Consider the following 20,520-nt stretch of genomic DNA (forward strand, 5'->3'; position numbering starts at 1 on the left):
AACAGGTGCTAAATATGCCACGGGCCGCGCATCGGCTGATCGATCAGTCGGTTGGCGGCATCGTCGCCGATGAAGAGTTGGGTGTCGGGATCGAAGTGCAGGGTGCGGTTCAGCCGCAGGGCGCAGGCGCCCAGATTCACGAGCGTCGAACTGCGGTGACCGATCTGCTCGTCGAGCGCGAATTTGCGCCGCGTACGCACGCACTCCAGAAAATCGGTGTTCTGCGGTTCGGGATCGGGCATCTCGGCCAGTTTCTCCATCACGTCGGGAATGGTGCAGCGGAAACCCTTGTAGACCTTACCCAGCGGACCTTCGATATAGGGCGTGTCGCCCTCGCTTTCGAAGCCCTCGCCTTCGAGAACGATCTGGCAGCCGTCGTCGTAGGTATAGACGATTTTACGCCAGATGCCCACGGCGTCGGGATGCTGCTGCGGAGCGTCCACCTCGATCTTGACGGGCGACGTCTCGTCCTTGCCCAGCAGGTACTGCACAGGGTCCATGTAGTGCTGGCCCATGTCGGTAAGACCGCCGCCGTCGTAGTCCCAATAGCCGCGGAAGGTGCTGTGCACGCGGTGTTTGTTATAAGGCTTGTAGGGCGCCGGTCCGAGCCACATGTCGTAATCCAGCTCGGCGGGAACAGGTTCAGGAGCGAGGTTTTCCCGGCCCACCCAGAAGAACTTCCACGTGAATCCGGTGGTGCCCGAAATGGTCACCTTGAGCGGCCAGCCCAGCAGGCCGCTGTCGATCAGCTTCTTGAGCGGCTCGACCGTCGTGCCGAGACCATAGAAGGTATCCTTGAAGCGGAACCAAGTGTTCAGGCGGAAGATGCGGTTGTTGCGCCGGACGGCTTCGGCTACGCGCTTGCCTTCGCCGATGGTGCGCGTCATCGGTTTCTCGCACCAGATGTCCTTGCCGGCCTTGGCCGCCTCGACGGCCATGATGCCGTGCCAGTGCGGCGGCGTGGCGATATGCACGATGTCGATATTGGGGTCGGTAATCAGGCGGCGGAAGTCGCTGTAGGCTTCCAGCGTCTCGCCGAACTTCTTCTGTCCCAGCGCAACGGCGCTTTCGAGGTGTTTGCGGTCCACGTCGCAGACAGCCACCAGCCGGCAGTCCTTGTTGCTGGTGAAGTGGTAGCTGCTCTTGCCGATGCCGCCCACGCCGATGATGCCTTTGGTGAGCTGGTCGCTCGGAGCGGTGAACTTCGGGCCGCCGAGCACTTGGCGCGGGACGATCGTCAGCAGCGCCATGCCGCCCAGCGTTTTCAGAAAATCTCTACGGGAGGTACTCATGTTTATCGGAATGTTAGTAGTTTATAAAGTTGTCAGGCGGAAATTGCGCCACTGCACCTTGATCCCGCCGCCGTCGTGGATCTGCAAGGCGATGCGGCCCTGCGCGGCGCCGATCTTGGCGTCGGTAATGTCCACCATCTGCTCGCCGTTGAGCCACGTCTGCACCCGGTCGCCCTCGACCCGCAGGCGCAGCGTATTCCACTGGCCCTCCTTGAGGATGTTCTCCTTCTCGTCGGGAATCTGAACCAGCCATCCGCGGCCGTAGGATTCGTAAATGCCCGCCGTGTCGTGGCCCTTGGGAGCCACCTCGCACTGCCAGCCGTGGACCTTCACGGGCGGCTCGACGAACGAACGGAAGAAGACGCCCGAATTGCCGTTGGCGAGCTGTTTGAATTCGAGCGTCAGGTCGAAGTCGTTGTAATATTCGCGCGTGGCGAGATAGCCGTACTCCTTGTCGGGACCGCTCTCGCAGACGAGGTTGCCCTCCTTGTCCACGTACCACTTCTCCGTGCCGTAGGCTTCCCAGCCCGTGAGGTCTTTTCCGTTGAAAAGCTCGACTTCACGGCCCGCCTTGCGCGGCAGCTCCTTGATCTTCAGGTTGCGGAACGAGGCCGGATAGCCGTGGTCCTGCAGGCAGATGACGCCACGGCGGGCCAGTCCGTATTCGGGAGCCGTCTCCCACTTGCCGCTGTTCTTGCGGGCGAACCAGTCGTCGGTGTAGGCATCGAATTCGAGGATCTTGTGTCCGTTGAGCCAGTGTTCGACATGGCCGTTGTCGCAGACGATGCGCGAGTTGTTCCACTCGCCCTGCGGGTTGACGAACATCGAATCGGGATCGGGCAGGTGCATGGCGTAATCCACGCCCAGCCGCTGCCACTCCTCAAGTTTGGTAGGAGCGTTCTCGGCCTCCCAGCCGTCGTTGTCGATCAGCTGGTATTCGGGCCCCGTCACATAGGGGACCTTAAAATAGGGATCTTCGAGCACGTGGTAGAGCATGCCGCTGTTGCCGCCGTAGGAGAGTTTCCAGTCCCAGTCGAGGATGAAGTTTTCGTACTGTTTCTTGGTGACGATGTAGCCCGAAAGGTCGCTGCCGTCGCCGTTGGCCTGAATGCAGCCGTCCACGACGTGCCACGGCTGCGTGAGCGAATCGCCGTTGTAATCTTTCCACTGGTCGAGCGTCTTGCCGTCGAACAGCAGCTCCCAGCCGTCGGCGGCCTCGGCTTCGGTGAGCACATTCTGGGGCGACGCGCACGAAACGCCCGTCGCAAGCAGCAGCGCGAAACCGCACGTCCGGGCGAGTCCGCTGCAAAGATTGGATCGAGATAACATAAGTTTAAGGTTTATCGGTTCTTTTATATATTGGTGTCGGCCTTCATCCGGAGGGGTCGGCTCCGGCATCGTCCCGCGCCCGGCGGCAGGCCGCGGCGAAGGGCGCCGTCCGGAGGACAGACACGTTTAGGGCCTGCGTCGGACGGTCAAGACAAAGTTACCTTTATTTTATGAATTTTCCAGCGTACATATCGAACTATATAGAACTATATAGGTCTATATACAACTGATTTCCAGAAAAATAAAAAACACGCCCAAACCCTGGATTATATAGACTCCGGACATGTCACAACCCTGTTTTCGAGACCTGTTCCTCGAAATTATCGCGGTCGAGAGCCGCATTGCGCAGCTTGGTGCGGTAGGTATAGACCGTCGCCGAGGCGCAGTTGAGCAGCGAGGCGATATGCCCGCTGTCGGTAATCCCCAGCCGGATGGCGGCCAGAATGCGCAGCTCGGTAGTCAGCGACGAATCGGAGCGCGGCGTAAACCGGAACTCCGGTTGCAGCAGCTCGTTGACCTGCCCGATAAAGTTGGGGAAGATATCCAGAAAGGAGCTGTCGAACGACTGGTAGAATTTCTGGTACTCGCCGTCGATCACCTGCGACGAATTGAGACGCCGCACGACTTCGTCGGCGCCCTTGGTCTTGGCGATGCGGCACACTTCGCGGCGGAAGGCGTCTATCTGCTTGATATAATGGACCGAAAGGTCGATATAATGGCAGACGTAGCGGTCCTTGATGCGGTTGGAATCGACCAGCGCGTTGTTGATGTCGCGGATATGGTCGTTCTTTTTCAGCAGTTCGTCGTGCTTCTCGCGCAGCAGGTCGCTCATCCGGATCAGCTGTTCGTGACTGCCTTGCAGACGGCGGTGCTGCCAAAGGACGAACCACAGGATCGCGATCAGCACGATCAGGAAAATCCCGGCCAGCCAGATCGTGCGGGACATCAGCTTCTGCTGCTGGGCGATATTCGAAATCACGGCCTCGTTGATCTTCACCACCGCCGAAGAGGAGTTGGGAATCCGCGTCACCGATTTGCAGCGGATCGCGTCGTCGAAGGTCGAACCCATGTAGGCCGTCGCCCGGTCGTAATCCTTGCGGTCGAAAAGTTCGAGGGCCAGATCGTACAGCGACGAATAGGAGCGGGTGCCGGCGCGCAGGTCGGATATGGAGGACTCGGCCAGATAATAGAGCATCCGGTCCTCGTCGCCCTGCCCCTTGGCGATATGCGCCATCGAATAGTAGACGAGGGCGAAATTCTGGTGGCTCAGGTTTTTGGCCGTCAGCGGTTCGAGCAGCTGCAGAGCCTCGTCGTAGCGACCCGTTTCGCTGAGCCGCGCGGCGGCCATGCGCATACGGGTCTGGTCGCTGCAACCCGGCACCGAGAGCTTCCTGATATGGGAAAGCGTATCGCCCCACGCCCTCTTCTGAAGGGAATCCGCGGCTTCGTCGTAGCGGCGCGAAGCCACCGAACTGTAGCGCGAATGCCAAGCCCTGTATTCGCCGGGCGTCATGCCGGCCGTATCGATCTTCCGGAAAAGCTCCTCGGCCAGACTGACCTGCCCCCGTCCCAGCCAGACGTCAATGTCGCCCAGCAGGGCGAAGCGGCGCACGTGCCGCGACCCGGTCCGCTCGGCCAGCCGGTAGAGCCGTTCGACATAATAGGCCGACGAATCGAGGTGGAAAGTCACGTAAATCTGGGCGACGGCAAAGAGCCATTCGGCACGCTCCAAGGGCGGCAGGCCGTCGTCGATCCGGCTGCGCAGCGCGTCGGCCTGCTCCTGCCGCCACTGCTGGTAGCGGGGCTTGTTGGCGAGTTCCGCGTCGAGCCGTTCCAATGCCGCCTCGGTCTGCAGCGAATACTCCGGGCGGTCGGCACACCCCGGCAAGAGAGTGCACGCCAGCACGGTCCACAAGAATCCGAAGGAGAAAAGAAAGTTCCGAGGTTGCATCGTCGTAATTTTGGATTGAACAAAATTAAAACAAATGCCCGGCATTACAAACTTTCTAAATTATTTTATTCCGCAGTCCGGAAAATCCGCGGTCCGGGAAATCTCAGATCCTACCATAGAAACTCTCCGCGCGGCGGCTTCCGGAACGGGCGCAAAACGGAAAGTGAGCCGGACCGTCCGGCTCACTTTCTGTCATAAAGATTCCCGTAAAAATTCGGGTGCGACGCACTACAGCCCCTCCGACCCGATTCTGCCGAGCAGTTTGGCGGGATAGTTCGTACATACGGCCTTCATCTTGGGGTAATATTTCAGGACGTAGGTCATTTCGGGGTCCGTATCGGCATTGTAGACGCTCAGCGCGACACCGGCGTCGAGGTAGCTCTGCAGCGGGTACTTCGGATTCGAAACTTCGGCACCGCCGGCAAAGAAGTTCGAGTAGTCGAGGTTCGCCCACGGATCGAGATAGGACTTATAGGCCGAAGGCGCCGAGTAGCTCATCCAGCCGACCTCGATGCCGGCCAGCTGGGCCGCGGAATAACATCCCGCCCAGATCGCGGCATTGCCCGAAACGATGAACTCGCAGAAATGCTGGGCCTTCTTCTCCCTGATGATCTCGCAGGCCCGCGAGCAGGCCTTGACCGACTCGGCCGTATTGGAGGTCGCACCGCCCACCTCGATCCGTTTCACGTCGAGCCAGAGCCGCGTCGTTCCGGCATGGAGCGCCACGTCGATAAACTCCTCCAACGTCGGCAGCAGCTCGCCGTTGGAGAGCTTGCCCGCGGCACGCAGTTCGTCGAGCGTGTGTTCCCACGGCTTGAGGTTGTTCACATAACAGCCGTTGGCGGCATGCGCGACGACGACGTTGTTGTCGGCAGTCCAGTAAATATCGCACTCCGAGGCGTAACACCCCAGACTGATGGCGTAACTGAGCGAAGCGATCGAGTTGTCGGGATATTTGGCGGTCCCGGCCTCGGCCGAGCCGCCGCGGTGGGCGACGACCTTGTTGTTCACCTTTTCGGGAACGGGAATTTCATCGCCGCCGCCGTTATCCGAACCGCCGTCGGGATCGTACACGGGATATTCGACCGGGTACAGGTAATCGTCGTCGCAGCCTGCCAGCGAAAGGGAAGCGCCCATCGCAAACAGCAGGAGCAGTTTCAGTACTTTCATAATTCAGATTCGTTGTTAAGATCCGGCCGCAGGGCGGGTATGCCCCGCAGCCGGTCGGTCCTTAAAAATTCTCGTAATTCTTGACGCAGCGGAACGACGCCGAGCAGTCGCCGATATTATAAGTAGTGCTGACGGTCAGGTCCGCGGCATTGTTGGTCAGCGCATTGATACGCCAGCACTGGTAGACGCCGCTGCTCAAACCGCCCGGATGGCAGATGAACATCTCGCCGCGGGAAGCATAATACTGATACCCGGACTTGAACAGCCGGCGGCCCTGCGGGAAGAAGTCGAATCCGAACGCATCGGCGGCCGCGTGGCGCGTCGGCGCCGCACTCCACCCTTCGGCCGAACGCAGCACATCGGGCACGCTCCACTTTCCGATCATGGCGCTGAGCGGATTCGGCGTCACGCCCTTGGCTGCGGCCGCGGCACAGAGCATGTCGTAGAAGTCCTGCACGTTGGCTACATGCCAGCCGTAGGGACAGATGCCCTGAATCTGCATCGAAAGACTCGGCGTATTCTCGAAATCGGCAGAGGCAAGCGACTTCACGCTGCTCACGGGGATATCGTTGCCGACGGCATCGACGAACGTACTGCCGGGACGGTACTCCGCAGGCCAGTCCGTAAGCAGGCGCGCCAGCTCAACGGCGGCCTTCGGGGTGCCCGTCAGGAACTCGGTCAGCGTATAGATGCGGCCGTATTTGGCGGACATCTCCACTTCGCCCTGCGCCTTGCCGCCGCTCTCGACTTCGTCGTAATCGCTCACACGGACCGTCTCGTAGCTGCTGACGTTCGACGTATAGCCGCCGACGTTGTTCGCATCGGAGACCATGCGGCTGCCGAGCTTGATGCCGCCGATATTCTCGCCGCCGTTCCAGTCGAGACCCGCGCGCATCCAGACCTTGGTGCGGCCGTTGGCCGTGTAGGTCGAGGTCGCGTATTTCGCCACTTCGCTGTCGGGCAGACAGTTGGGAGTCGTGATGCGCTCGATCGAATAGGTCTTCTCGTTCAGGTTGAGCGTAACGATCCGCAGTCCGGCCACATCGACCGTCAGATCGGTTTCGGCCGCCGAGAGATTGCCGGCGCCGTCGAGGTGGTAGGTATCGCCTTCGGTCGTGTAAACCGAGAAACGTCCGTTCTTGACATAGACGCTGTCCACATACACCCGGTCGGAAAGTTTGGTCATCTGACCCCACTTCTCGCGGGTCGGGTACTTGGGCACGCCGCTGCCGTAGAGGTAGCAGTAGACGTCCTTGCGCAGCTGGGTGACGGGAATGACCGTCCGGGCTTCGCTCGTGTCGGGCGTGCCGGCCGTGACAGTGATTTCGGCCGTGCGGTCCGCCGTATTGTCGCCGTATTCGGTGCAGGTCACCGTTATCGTGCCGTCGCCGTTATCGACGACCGTACACCAGTCGGAATCGGACACGGCCGCAAAGGTGTCCATATTGGTGTCGATCGCAACGGCAGCGGGCTGCGGATTCTCAGCCATGAAGGTCAGCGATTCGGGCGCGGCCTTCACATAGGCGTCGGCATAGATGCCCTTCTGCACGACCGGGACTTCCAGCACAGTGCCGTCGGAGGCCGTGATCGTAAGCGTCGTCTGACGTTTGTAAGCCGTATTTTCGAGGAAGGCGAGGACAACGGCGTCCTCATAAACGGTTCCCGTGCTTTCGCCGGGGACCTTTTCCCGGACCGCGGTCACCCATGCGGACTGGACCGAACAAGACCAGTCCAGATTCCGCTTCGACTTCGGGGCGAGCGTGACGACCACATTCTGGGTCGCGGCGGCGCTGCCGACCGAGACCGTCGAGGGATAGATGCTGATGAGCGTCGCCGTCGAAAGCAGGTCGTCGTCGGTATCGGTCGAATAACAGCCCGCAAGCAGCATGGCTGCGGAAAGCAGCGCCGCCGTATATAGCATTCGTAATGTTTTCATTCTGAGTCAGCTTTTTTCATTAAACAATACACCGTTACGACCAGCCCTGTGTCTGCGTGATCTTGTTGTTCTTGTTCATCGCCTTCTTCGACACGGGCATCAGCAGCTGGTTGGGGCGCGACGTGTCGATGCCGCACTGTCCCAGCCCGTCCACATAGCGGTAGGGGTTGTAATCATGGATCGCCCCCAGACGGATCAGCGTGAAATAGACGTTGCCCTCTTCGGCGAACTCCTTGAGGTTCTCGTCCACGAGCGCCTGCCGGACGGCCGCGGCCGAGGAGTCGGTATAGAAATTCGCTTTGCCGTAGGCGCGCTGCGCCAGCGTATTGAGGGCCGTGAGCGCTCCCGAATAGTCCTTCCGGTGGTAGCGCAGTTCGGCCAGCATGGTGTAATACTGCGCATAGCGGTAGAGGATGAAATCCTGCTCCCAGACCATCGTGCCCGTAGAGATATTGCCGATGAGCTTGTTGGGCCACTGGATGACTTCGTACATATCGCTGACGCCCGTGCGCTCCATGTAGGTCACATCGGTCCGCTGGTCGCCCAGCTCCTTGCTCCGCTTGAGGAACCCGATGAAGTCGTCCGAGTAGAGGAACCACTGGTTCGAACTGACGGGCACCCCGTCGGGAGCGTTGCGGTACTCGGCCTTGATCTGGGTGCTGCCCCAGATGAAGTAGGAGAAGTAGCTGCCCGACGTATACTCGCCGTTCTCCAGATGCAGGGCGAAAGCGATCTCCCTGTTCTTCTTGTTCGAGATGCTGAACACGTCGGCGAACCGGTCGAGCAGGCCGGCCGACTGCACCGCGCCCAAAGCCGTCTCGGCCATGGTCAGGTAGCCGTCGCCGCCGCCCGCCGCATACATCCAGAGCGCGAAGTCGGCACGGAGCAGATTGACGTTGTCGGCCGTCGCATAGTAGCAGCCCTTCGCATTGGTCCTGATATACCCCGCCGCAGCGTTCAGGTCGTCTTCGATCCGGGCATAGACCTCGGCGACCGGATGGCGCGAGGGATAGATCGCCTCGCCGGTTCCCTCGGTCGGAGTCGTAATCACCGGAGCGTCGCCCCACACGCGGGCGATCCAGAAGTAGCAGTACGCCCGGATGAAACGGGCGTTGCCCAGACAGTAGTTCATATTGTCCTCGGACATGCCGATTCCGGGAGCGTATTTGAGCACCTGATTGCACTGGTCGATGGTGGTGTAAAGATAGCTCCAGTCGGTCGAGGCATCGGAGGCGCTGAGGGTGTTGAGCATGACGTCCAGCATGTCGTTGTCGCACAGCGAGCGGCCGGTGCCCTTGCCCCACATGGCCGGGCCGACGCGCAGTTCGCCCCAGAAGAAAGGATTGGCCTTGCTTTGGGCGAACGCCTGCCGCAGGCGGTAGTAGATGCCGGTAGTGGCGGTGAGGGCGTCGCTCTCGCTGGTCCACATGTTGGTGGTGTTGAGCTTGTCGGACTGCGTGACGTCGAGTTCCCCGTGACAGGAAGTGCTCAGCGCAACCGAGGCGGCCCCCAGAACAGAAAGGATTATTCCATATATTTTCATAGCATTCTTGTTTTTAGATCACCGAATCATCCGCATTCTCAGAAGGTCGCCTTGAGGCCGAAGAGCACCTTGCGCGTCGGAGGATAGTTGTTGAACGAAGTGGCGCTCGAACTGGTAACGCTGTACATGCCCGTCGAGCTGCCGACCGAGGCGGATTCGGGCGAAATACCCTTGACGCCGGTCCAGTAGCAGAGCGTGTTGCCCGACACGGAAACGGTCAGACGGCCCAGACCGACCTTGCGGATCCAGCGCAGCGGGAGATCGTAGGAGAGCGTCACGTCGCGCAGGCAGAGGTAATCGGCCTTCTGCACGTTGATATTCGAAATGCGCGAGTAGTTGCGGTTGCCGCCGTCGGCGTCGTTGGGAGTCAGGCGGGCGAACTTGGTGTCGTCGCCGGGCTTCTGCCATGTATTCAGGGCGTCGTAGACCAGATTCCAGTTGCAGTTGCCCATCGAGGTCTGGAAGCAGCGCGTATACTGGTAGTTGTAGATCGAATGTCCCAGCGCATAGTCGAGGTAGACCGAAAGGGTCAGGTTCTTGAATTTGAAGGTATTGTTCATACCGCCCGTCGAATGGGGCACGACATTGCCCAGCAGGAACATGTCCTCGCCGTTGATCTGCTCGCGGCCGTCGGCCGTAAGCGCCGACCCCGCGCGGTTTTTCCACTCGTAGTCGCCCACGTCCTTGCGTCCGGCGATCGACAGGCCGTCCGAACGGCGGTAGCCGTGCGAGTTGGAGTCGTAAAGCGCGGCGTCGGCCTGCGCCTCGGATTCGATGATATGGGAGGTCTTGTAGCCGTAGATGCGTCCCAGCGGCTCGCCGACGGCCGTGCCGCCGAAGCGGTAGCCCGACTCGGACATCGTATAGCCGCCGATGCGCCATGCGTCTTTGCCGTCGATATCCTTATAGTAATACTCGTCGGGCAGCGACAGCACCTTGTTGGCGTTGAACGAGTAGGTGAAGTCGGTCGTCCAGCTGAAGTTCTTGGTGCTGACGTTCACCGACGAAATTTCGAATTCGAGACCGTAGAAGCGGATCGAACCGACGTTCTGCATGGCCGAGCCGTATCCCGACGTATCGGGCAGCGAGACGTCGAAGAGCAGGTCTTCCGACTTCTTGCTGTAATAGTCGGCGGCCACGCGCAGGCGGTTGTTGAAGAACGCCATGTCGAGACCGATGTCGAACTGCTTGGTCTTCTCCCACGTCAGGCCGAGGTTGGGCAGCGTCGAAGCGAGCGTAGCGCCCGAACCGGCATAGATGCCCGTCACGCTGTAGGCACCGAGCGTGTCGTAATAATCGACGTTGTTGTTACCCGTCAGACCGTAGCTCAGGCGGAGTTTCAGCTGGTTGAACTTCTCGACGTTCCAGAACTTCTCCTCGGAAACGACCCAGCCGGCCGAAACAGCGGGGAAATAGCCCCAGCGGTTATCCTTGGCGAAGAGCGACGAACCGTCGGCGCGCATGGTGAAGCCCAGCATGTATTTCTCCTTGTAGTTGTAGTTCAGACGTCCGAAATAGGAGATCTGGCACCACGGCGTCTGGGTGTCGGTCCATGCGGTAGGCGTGGTGCCCGCCCCCAGCGTCGGGGTCTTGTCGGACTCGGCGCCCTGCACGGTCATCGACATGCCGTTGATCTTGCGCTTGAGGAAGTCGTATCCGGCCATGGCGCTGAGATTGTGGTCGCCGAAGGATTTGTTGTAATCGACGTGCGCCTGAAAACTCAGACGGTTGGTCTGCGACCACCCTTCGTAGGTCTGGCGGGTCTGGCTGATGGCGTTGCCGGCCAGATACTGGTAGCTGTTCTTGTAGGAGTTGTGGTTGGCGATCTGGGCGAAAGCCGACAGGCCGTCGACAATGTCCCACTTGAGGTTGAAGTTGGCCGTGGAGCGGCGGGTCACATAGTTGTTGGTATAGTAGCGGTCGAACCATGCCGCCGAGATGGTCGTACTGTTGGTGCCCTGACCGGGCTGGCCGTCTTCGAGGTAGTCGCGGTGGGTGGCGGGCATGAACATGCCGCGGCCCAGAATCGTCCAGTAGTTGCCGATGCCGCTCGAAGGGATCTCGTTGCCGCTGGTCTCCGAGTAGTCGAAGGTCGTACCGGCCGTAAGGCTCTTGGTGATCTTGAAGGAGGTGTTGCCGTGGAACGTAAAACGGGAGAAATCGGTATTGATGCCGATGCCGCCGTCTTTCATGTAGCTGGCCGAAGCGGCGTAGGTCACCTTGTCGCTGCCGCCGTTCACGCCGACGTAGTACTGCATCCAGTAGGAGTCGTCGAACCACTGGCTCTGCTGGTCGTTATCCTGAAAAACGATGATCTTCGACGGATCGACCGGATCGACCACCGAACTCCAGCCGCGGGGCACGCTTTCGCCCTCCTGCAGGTAGCGGGTCGTCCAGATCGACGAATCGCCGTTGCCGATACCGGCCGAGTTGGCGCCCGTGAGCACCTGCTGTCCGTAGGTATATCCGGGGCAGTCGTTCAGCGCGCGGCGCATGGTGACGACATAGTCGCGGGCGTCCATCAGGTCGAATTTCGTCGCGGGCGAGGTCCATGCGGCCTGCGCCTCGAACGTAATCTGGGGCCCCTTGGCGCGGTTACCCTTCTTGGTGGTCACCAGAATCACGCCGTTCGACGCGCTGGCTCCGTAAATACCCGCCGAAGCGGCGTCCTTCAGGATCTCGATCGACTCGATGTCGTTCGTATTGAGTCCGGTCATCTCGCGGCGAACGCCGTCCACGATGATGATCGGCGCATTGGACTGGTTGATTGACGAACCGCCGCGGATCAGGAACACCGGATCGCTGCCCGGCTGGTTGTTGGCCGTCGAGATGCGTACGCCCGGAACCTTGCCTTTCAGGGCATCGCCGATCGAATTGACCGGAACGCCTTCCAGATCGGCGCCGCTCACCTTCGAGACGGCGCTGGTCAGCGTGCGGCGCGACTGGGTGCCGTAACCGATGACCACCACGTCGTCCAGCACGTTGTTGTCCTCGGCGAGCCGCACGTCGATCTGCGTCCGGTTGCCGACCGCGATCTCCTGAGGCTGATAGCCCAGATAATTGAATACCAGCACCGAACCCGGACCGGGAACGACGATTTCGTAATTGCCCTCCACGTCGGACGAAACGCCCGTCTGGGTGCCTTTGACCATGACCGTCGCACCGACGATCGACTCGCCGGCGCCGGCGGTTATCCGGCCCCTGACGGTCAGCCTACGACCGGAATCCGATTGGGGGGGGGAGTTTTGCCGGGTCAGGATCACGACGCCGTCGACGACCTGCCACGCGATGCCTTTGTCGGCGAACAGCGGACCGAGAACGGCATCGACAGCGCCGCCGTCCACACGGATTTCCACATTGCCGAGCGGCATGACGCCGACCGACGATTCGTACGAAAATGCAATTCCGGTTTGCCGGGTCACCGCATCGACCGCTTCCTTGACGGTTGCATTTCGCAGGGACAGGGTGACATTGTAGTGTTGTGCATACAGCTCTTCAGCCGCCGACAACGTAAAGACGTTGCACAGCAACAGCATCAACATACAGCATCCCGTCCGAAAAACAGATAAATTTTTCTTCATGATTAGGACTGTAAAGTTTTAAACTGATCGAGGAAAGCAGCAGCACCGGGCCCGGATGTGCCAACATGATTCGGATGAATGGAATCAGGGTTTAGTTCATAGGCAGTTGAAAATTTAGGTTTCTATTCAGCTATTCGGTTTAAGTCGTTTCTTGTTTCTATTCCGCGCCGGCCGCCGGAGCGGGACGGCATTTCACGCCCGACATCTTCTCGATGATGTCCAGCACGTCATCGAGCGTATTGGACTTCAGGAAGTTGAAGTTATACAGCCGGTCGTCGTCGAGAGGCGCGACGGTCTCTATATCGACGCTGTAGATCTCCTCCACCTTGCGGATGATCTCGGCCACACGGACATCGGACATCGAGATCATGCCGTACTTGAGCAGCATCAGATACTCCACGTTGACCTCGGAGATGGAGATGTCGTGCGAAGCGGACGAATAGTAGATCTTCTGTCCCGGCTGCATGGTAATCATATTGTCGTTGTCGCCGAACTGGAGTTTGACCACGCCGCGTTCGAGCACGACCTCCGTATCGTCCGTATCCTTATACATCTTGACGTTGAACGAAGTGCCGACGACCTTGACCACCACCGTATTGGTCTTCACGAAAAACGGATGATCCCTGTCGGAAGCCACGTCGAAAAAGGCCTCTCCGTCGAGTTTCACCGTGCGGTCGTGCGGACTGAACGTCTTGCCGTAGCTCAGGGTCGATCCCTGCGCCAGCCAGACCTGCGTTCCGTCCAGCAGCCGGAGGGATTCGGGTTTGCGGCCGGTATTGGTGAACGTATAGTACGATTCCATGGCCGCCTTGTGCATGTCGTGGCCGACGAGGTAGCCGCCCACGACGAGCGCCACGCCCAGCATGGCGGCGGCGCTCCAACCCGCCCAGCGTATGATCCGCGCACGCTTGGAGCGGTGCGGCGACGCATCCGCGTCGATGCGGGCGTGCAGCGCCTTGAGCGATTTGAGGATCCGCTGCGGATCGTTCTCGACGGAATTCCGGTCGCGCACGCTCCACAAAGCCCGGATTTCGCAAAACTCGGCTTTGTTGGCTTCGGACTCGGAAATCCAGCTCAGAACGTCCTGTTCTTCGGCCGGAGTCGCGTTTCCCTCCAAATACTTATAAATAAGTTCGTTTTTCAAAATAATATTGGTTTAAGATTAGACTTCGGTTATACATGCGCTCCGGCCTTGGTCGCTCCGTATAACGGCAGTCAGCATCTTGCTCTCTACCAATAATACAAAGCTGGGCAACCCACCCCCTAATCCGAATGCGAAAAAATTTTGCAGAAAAAGACCCGATCCGGCTTACGCCCGACCGGAAGTCAGAGCAGTTTGTCGCGCAGATTCTTCAGCGCCAGATACATATGATTCTCGACCGTGCTGACCGTCAGCCCCAGCCGCTCGCCGATCTCCTTGTTCGACATGTTCTCGAAAAAGCGCATGCGGAAAATCTCCCGCCGCTTGTCGGGCAGCTCGTCCACCGCCTGCCGCAGCTGCTGCCGGATGTCGTTGTCATAGATTTTGGCAAGGATCGGATTCTTGTCCGGATCGTAATAATCGAACACCATCCGGTCGATCTGCGAACCGTACCACGAGCGGTACTCCGTGTCGCGCTTGTGCTTCCAGATGTAGTTGATCGCCCGGTTGTAGACAGCCTTCAGCAGGTACTTGTACAACGGATCGTCCGTGGAAATCCGGTGGCGGTTTTTCCAGATATTGAAAAACACGTCCTGCACCACGTCTTCGGCCCACTGATCCCGGAGAAACATCCGGGCATACGACAGCATGGCCGGATAATACGCCAGATACAGCTCGTCGAAAGAGTCTGCATTCATCAATTGTTTGTCTAAATCGCTCATCGCCTGTTTTTGATTTTCGCGGAAAGATTCTTATCCCCTGAAATATTCATCGATTTTATTCGGATTTTCCGGATGCGAGACAGCGGTCGGGATATATTTCCACGATCGCAAAAATAGAAAATTATATTTAAAAGCAAGCCCTCTCCCGGCCGCGGAGAAACCGCCGCCGCAAAAAGCGCCCGCGAGACACAGCCGATAAAGCACTCAGGACAAAGCATTTACCCAACTCCTCCTAATTCGTCCGCCGTACGGGCTTTTAGCGATTTATTCATGGAACCGCAACAGCCGGAAAGCTCCCCGCGCCGATCGTCGCCGCCTTTCCGCATCCGGATTGCACTCCGTACGCCATGAAAAAAGGGTCGCGCGGCGCAAGGCCGCACAACCCCGTATACCGGGCGTCACAGAAGCCGGAAACCGGCCGCCGGAATGCAGATTACCGCCCCGTCACGCGCATATACTTGGCAAGCGCCGTGCGGTAGGAGGCGCAGGCCGAAGTGAGGTCGTTGCGGCTCTGCGTGTAAAGCGTCTCGGCGTCGAGCAGGTCGGTGAGCGGCGCGGTTCCCGCCTTGTAAAAGTTCCGGTTCTGACGCAGATTCTCGGCCGAGGACTCCACCGAACGCCGCATGAGCAGGATCTGCGCATAGGACTCCTGCACTTCGCTCCACGTCCGTTCGATCTCCACGGCAAGCATCTCCCGCGCCTGCAGTCGGTCGTTTTCGGCCTGCTGCTCCCTGATGCGGGCCTTTTTCAGCGCATGGGCGCCGCCCCACCACTCCGAAACAGGCACCGACACCTGCGCGAAGACCATTCCGTCGTCCACGCTCTTGTCCGTCACATTGTAGTAGAGATACCCCGCGCCTATGCCTACCGTCGGCAGACGTTTGCCGCGCTCCATGCGTTTCTCATACTTCCGGGCTTCGACGTTCTTCTCCGCAAGCAGGTATTCGGCCCTGCGGTCGAGCGCCTCCTCGACCGGAACATAGTAGGCGGCGGGAGCCTCCGGTTCGCCGAACGCGGCATTCGCCACGTCGAATCCGCGCCAATCAACGCCGATATGCTGGGCCAGCAGCATTTTCGACACCTTCAGTCCGTTTTCGACCTTCAGGCGGTTCGACGCGATCTCCTGCTGCCGCAGCTCCACGCGCAGCAGGTCGTTGTTGGTCACCAGCCCGGCCTTCACCGAGAGTTCGACCTGACGGCGTATCTCGGCCAGCTGCCGCTCCACGGCATCGAGGGTCGAAAGGTTGTCGCGGAGCGACACGACCTGCCAGAAACAGGCATCGGTCCGCTCGCGCACCTCGGCTTCGGTCTGCTGCAGCTGCAACCGTCCGACCTCCTCGCCCAGCCGGGCGAGCTTGTTGCCGGTGACGATCTTCAGTCCGGCGAACAGGGGCTGAACGGCCGTGACGGAGCCGATGATGCCGCGCTTGACCATCGAAACAGGCAGCGTCCCCATCTGCGGAACGGCGAAATCGGCCTGCACCAGTCCGTGCTGCGCCTGAAAGAGGCCGCCCGATGCGGAAATCTGCGGAAAGTAATTGGTGAACGCTTCGCGGTGCGTCTGCGACGCGGCGTCAAGGTCCAGCCTGCTGTTGCGGAGCGTGCGGTTGTGTTCGACGGCGGCGGCGCGGCACTCTTCGAGCGAAAGCGTCTGAGCCGCGGCAGGAGCCGCCGCAACGCATAAGAACAGAAATACTACGGCTTTTTTCATCACTTGTAGATTTTGGAATAGAGCACCGGAAGTATCGTAACGACGAGGATCAGCGAACCGATGCCTCCGGCAAAGATCGTAATGCCCACGGGCGCCCAGAAGGTGCTTCCGCCCAGCATCATCGGCACGACGCCCACGGCGGTGGTGGCGGTGGTGAGGAAGATCGGCACCATACGCCGCTTGCCGGCGTCGTAGGCCGCCAGACGCCCCGACCAGTGGCATACCTTGCGTTTGTCTTCGGCATGCTGGTACATCAGAATCACGTTGCGGACGATCATGCCCAGCAGGGTGATGAAGCCCAGCACCGAGGTCAGTCCGATGGTGAAGTCGGCGATCCGCAGCCCCACCACCGCCCCGAACAGACAGAGCGACATCGAAGCCATGACCACCAGCGTAATGCCGAACTTGCGGAAGTTGACCAGAATGAAGAAGAAGATGATGACCAGCGAAATGGTCAGTCCCGACGCGATCGGGGGAATCGTCTCCCAGTCGAATTCGTAGGCTCCGCCCAGCTCGGTCGCAATGCCGGCCGGAAGCGTCAGCTCCTTGTCGATCAGCTCGCTTATGCGCGAATTGACACGCATGGCGTTGGCGCCGCGTTTGAGGTCGGCGGTGACCGTCAGGCAGCGCATGCCGTTGCGGTGCACGATTTTGCTCTCGCTCCACGCCGGCCCGACGTCGGCGATCTGCCGCAGGGGTACGCTGACGCCGGGCACGGGCGAAGAGACATAGGTGTCCCCGACGTCGGAGAGCGAGCGTTCGCCCCGGCGCACGTCGTTTTTGAGAACGACGGGCAGTTTGTAATCGCCCTCCCAGACGGCCCCTACGGGCACGTCTCCGGCGGCGAGGGCCAGATTGACGGCCGCCAGCGTCCGGGTGACACCCAGCTGCGGCGCAGTGACGGGGTCGAGCCGCACATCGACGACCGCACGGGGATCCTCATAATCGGAGTGCACCCACATCAGTTCGGGCATCCGCCGCATACGGTCCATCAGCCGGTCGCCCGCGGCGCGCAGCGAGTCGATGTCGCTGCCGTAGAAGCGGAATTCGAGCGACGGCACGTTCTGGTAGTCGAGCTGTTTGAATTTGACGTAGGCTTCGGGGAAACGGTCGGCCCATGCGTCGGCATATCGGTCGAGGATATCCTCGGTATCGTCGATCGAGGTGGTATTGACGATGAACTGGGCATAGTTCTTACCCGCGATCTGCGGAGCGTAGCTCATCTGGAAACGCGGCGACGAACAACCCACGAACGAAGTGACGGACTTCACCCGCCCGTCGGCCCGCAGCATCCGGTAAACCGAATCGGCGACGGCTCCGGTCCGTTCCAGCGGGGTGTCGGGCCGCAGGTAGATCTCCACGGCGAACTGGTCGCGGTCGGCGAAGGGCACCATGCGGAGTTTCAGCTGCGTGGCCAGCACCAGCGAAACGGCCACCGAGGCAAGGCCCAGCGAAATCGTCAGCCACCCGTGACGGAAGGTCCACGCCAGCACCCGCCGGTAAACGTCGTGGACACGGTCGGTAACGCTCTTACGCCCCTCCTTGCGGGGCTGAACCGCCGGAATGATCACGATTTCGAGGAACGGAATCACCAGCACGGCCAGCAGCAGCGAAACCATCAGGTTGATGGTGATCGTCCACGGGAAATAGGTCAGGAAGTCGCGCATCATGCCCGTCATGGTGAACAGAATCGGGTAGAAAATCATGCAGATGCAGATCGTCGCCAGCAGCAGCGACGGGAAAAACTCCCTTGCGCTCTCGACGGCCGCATACCAGCGCGAGTGGCCGCGTCCGATGTAGTCGAGGTAGCCGTCGATCACCACGATCGAATTATCGACGATCATGCCCAGCACGACGACCAGCGCCGCAAGGGTCACCGTATTGAGCGGAATGCCGCACAAATACATGACGCCCACCGAGATGAAGGTGGAGAGCGGAATCGTGACGGCCGCCACGACGGCCGACCGCAGCGGGAAGAGCAGCATCATGACCAGAATGATGATGGCCATGGCCACGAACAGGTCGCGCAGGAACGAGTGCACGGAGTCGCCGACGACCTTGGCCTGATCGGCGATGCGCTGCACCGCGACGTCGGACGGAAGCTCCTCCATGAAAGCGTGCAGCACCTCGTCCACTTCGCGGCCGTACTCCACGATATTGTATCCCCCGCGCATCTCCATCGAGAGGAGCACGCAGCGGTGGCCGTTGTTGCGGATATAGCTGTCCGGATCGTCGTATTCGCGCACGACGCGCGCAACGTCCTTCACACGCAGGACGTGGCCTTCGGGGTCGCTCCAGACGATCTGCTCCGCGACCTCGCGCTCCCCGGCCAGCGACGGCGCGATATGGATCGGCGTTTCGGTTTCGCCGTTGCTCACCGAGCCGCCCGCCGGGGTCAGCCCCTGCGAAGCCAGCGCCGCGGAGAGCACCTTCTCGCCGATGCCGTAGGCCGCCAGCCGGTCGTGATCGGCATATACCGAGATCTGCTCCTGCTGAACGCCGTAAGGCCGCAGGTTCGAGACCGACTCGATGCGGCGCAGACGGTCGCTCAGGTCGTCCATGTACCCTTTCAGTTCGCGGTACGACCGCGTGTCCGATTCGAGGGTGATCAGCAGGGCCGAGGTGTCGCCGAAGTCGTCGTTCGTCACGAGCGCCGCGACGCCCGCGGGAAGCTGCATCTTGAACGCCGCAAGGCCGTGCTTGATCTTCGACCACACTTCGTCCTTGTCGTTCACGTCGTCGTTCAGCTCGACCATCACGTAACACATGCCGTTCTGCGAGGTGGAGGTGGTCTTCGAACGCTTCACCTCCTTGTAGGTCATCAGGAACTGTTCGAGCGGCTTGGCCAGCTGTTCTTCGACCTCTTCGCTCGTGGCGCCCGGATAAACGCCCACCACAACGCCCTGACGGATCGTATATTCGGGAAACTCCTGCTTGGGAATGTGAACCAGTCCGTAGATGCCGAAAACGAACAGGCAGCCCACGAGCAGGAAGGTGATGCGGAAGTTGCGCATCGACCACGATATGATATTGGCAGAGCGTCCCATCACCACACGACTTTACTGCCTTCGCCGATCTTCTGCATGCCGTCCACCACGATCCGGTCGCCGCTCCGGACGCCGTCCTCCAGCACGACAGCGTTGTTCACCAGACGGCCCGTCGTCACGGCCGTACGCACGGCCGAGTCGCCGCGCACGGTCCATACGAAACGGCTTCCGTCGCCCGCCTGCTGTACGGCGCGCACCGGAAGCGCGATCTGCTCGGCGGCACCCGCAGGCGAAACCTCCACGCGGCAGACCATGCCCGGCAGCAGCTCGCCCCCGGCGTTGGCCAGCGCGGCCCGCACGTCGTAGGTGTGCGCCGCAGGATTGGCCACGGCACCCTTTTCGATCTTTCCGGCCTGAAACGTGCGGTCGCCGAGCGCCGGAACGGTTATCCGCATGCGGCTGTCGGCGCCGATCGCGGCGATCTCCTGTTCGGGGACGGAGAAGCGCACCTTGACGGTTCCGATTTGCAGCAGCTTCATCACCGGAACGCCCGGCAGCACCGTCTCGCCGGCCGAAGCCCGCCGCTCGCCGACCACACCGTCGAACGGAGCGTACAGCGCGCAATCGCTCAGGTTCTTCTTGGCGATTTCGAAAAGCGACTCGGCCTGACGGAGCCGGGTCTGCGCTTCGACCCATTTGATTTCGGGCAGACTTTGGGCCTCGTACAGCTGGCGGAGACGCCCGCAGGCGTCTTCGGCCTGCTCCAGCGACGCCCGCGCGGCGTCGAAGGTCTGCCGGGCCGAAGTAGAATCGAGTTCGGCCAGCAGCTGCCCTTTCCGCACGCGCTGTCCTTCGTCGGCCAGCGTGCGGGCGACAGTCCCGGCGACGGGAAAACTCAGGGATGCCGAAGCCTCCTCCTCGACCGAACCTACGTACACGGCCGCGCCGAAGCCGGCCGACGGCGCGGCGACGATCGTCGTCACCCGCAGCGGATCGGCCGTCCGGGTGTTTTTCGGAGAAGAACAGCCCGCCGCAATGAGCAGCAAGGCCCAGAAAATCGTTCGTTTCATTGGTTTACAGTTTTTCGATGCAAAGTTCCCTTTTTGCGGAGCGGCAGAAAAGGCCGCCGTGTCGGCTAAACTCGTCGATTCGTTCGA

The 20,520-nt window shown here is 60.5% G+C and carries 12 protein-coding genes; all 12 read right to left on the minus strand.

Features of this window, described 5'->3' with window-relative positions; all coding sequences use genetic code 11:
- Positions 1–8 precede the first annotated feature (8 nt).
- The 12 genes from ACESTR_RS09445 to ACESTR_RS09500 all read right to left on the minus strand — a co-directional run bounded on the left by ACESTR_RS09445 (position 9) and on the right by ACESTR_RS09500 (position 20,433).
- Positions 9–1,292 carry a Gfo/Idh/MocA family oxidoreductase gene (locus ACESTR_RS09445; protein WP_009597508.1) on the minus strand — a complete coding sequence of 428 codons (1,284 nt, stop codon included), beginning with the start codon at positions 1,290–1,292 and terminating at the stop codon, positions 9–11.
- Between the two features lie 21 nt (positions 1,293–1,313).
- A complete protein-coding gene (locus ACESTR_RS09450; protein ID WP_130062522.1) occupies positions 1,314–2,621 on the minus strand; it encodes a DUF1080 domain-containing protein in 1,308 nt (435 codons plus the stop codon).
- A 286-nt stretch (positions 2,622–2,907) separates the two neighbouring features.
- Positions 2,908–4,572, minus strand: a complete 1,665-nt coding sequence (locus ACESTR_RS09455) for a DUF6377 domain-containing protein (protein ID WP_279063289.1) — start codon at positions 4,570–4,572, stop codon at positions 2,908–2,910.
- Between the two features lie 228 nt (positions 4,573–4,800).
- The gene (locus tag ACESTR_RS09460) at positions 4,801–5,742 is read right to left on the minus strand and encodes a glycerophosphodiester phosphodiesterase (protein WP_279063291.1); all 942 of its coding nucleotides are present in this window, start codon (positions 5,740–5,742) and stop codon (positions 4,801–4,803) included.
- Between the two features lie 61 nt (positions 5,743–5,803).
- Positions 5,804–7,678 carry a BACON domain-containing protein gene (locus tag ACESTR_RS09465; protein ID WP_195289658.1) on the minus strand — a complete coding sequence of 625 codons (1,875 nt, stop codon included), beginning with the start codon at positions 7,676–7,678 and terminating at the stop codon, positions 5,804–5,806.
- A gap of 34 nt (positions 7,679–7,712) precedes the next feature.
- Complete coding sequence (locus ACESTR_RS09470) at positions 7,713–9,221, minus strand: RagB/SusD family nutrient uptake outer membrane protein (protein WP_022044288.1); 1,509 nt, start codon at positions 9,219–9,221, stop codon at positions 7,713–7,715.
- Positions 9,222–9,259: 38 nt separating this feature from the next.
- A complete protein-coding gene (locus tag ACESTR_RS09475) occupies positions 9,260–12,802 on the minus strand; it encodes a SusC/RagA family TonB-linked outer membrane protein (protein WP_373179177.1) in 3,543 nt (1,180 codons plus the stop codon).
- 157 nt (positions 12,803–12,959) lie between these two features.
- The gene (locus ACESTR_RS09480) at positions 12,960–13,946 is read right to left on the minus strand and encodes a FecR family protein (RefSeq protein WP_009597554.1); all 987 of its coding nucleotides are present in this window, start codon (positions 13,944–13,946) and stop codon (positions 12,960–12,962) included.
- Positions 13,947–14,128: 182 nt separating this feature from the next.
- Positions 14,129–14,665: an RNA polymerase sigma-70 factor gene (locus tag ACESTR_RS09485; protein WP_279065739.1), complete on the minus strand. Its 537-nt coding sequence runs from the start codon at positions 14,663–14,665 to the stop codon at positions 14,129–14,131.
- A 433-nt stretch (positions 14,666–15,098) separates the two neighbouring features.
- Positions 15,099–16,376, minus strand: coding sequence for a TolC family protein (locus ACESTR_RS09490; RefSeq protein ID WP_227042092.1), 1,278 nt, complete (start codon positions 16,374–16,376; stop codon positions 15,099–15,101).
- Entirely contained in the window at positions 16,376–19,423 is a 3,048-nt protein-coding gene (locus tag ACESTR_RS09495; RefSeq protein WP_195559381.1) for an efflux RND transporter permease subunit, read from the minus strand. The genes ACESTR_RS09490 and ACESTR_RS09495 overlap by 1 nt, the downstream gene beginning before the upstream one ends.
- The gene (locus ACESTR_RS09500; protein WP_237958669.1) at positions 19,423–20,433 is read right to left on the minus strand and encodes an efflux RND transporter periplasmic adaptor subunit; all 1,011 of its coding nucleotides are present in this window, start codon (positions 20,431–20,433) and stop codon (positions 19,423–19,425) included. Before ACESTR_RS09500 ends, ACESTR_RS09495 begins: the two co-directional genes overlap by 1 nt.
- Positions 20,434–20,520 lie beyond the last annotated feature (87 nt).

It is taken from the genome of Alistipes sp. DJF_B185, assembly GCF_964250025.1.
Classification (GTDB): Bacteria; Bacteroidota; Bacteroidia; order Bacteroidales; family Rikenellaceae; genus Alistipes; species Alistipes finegoldii.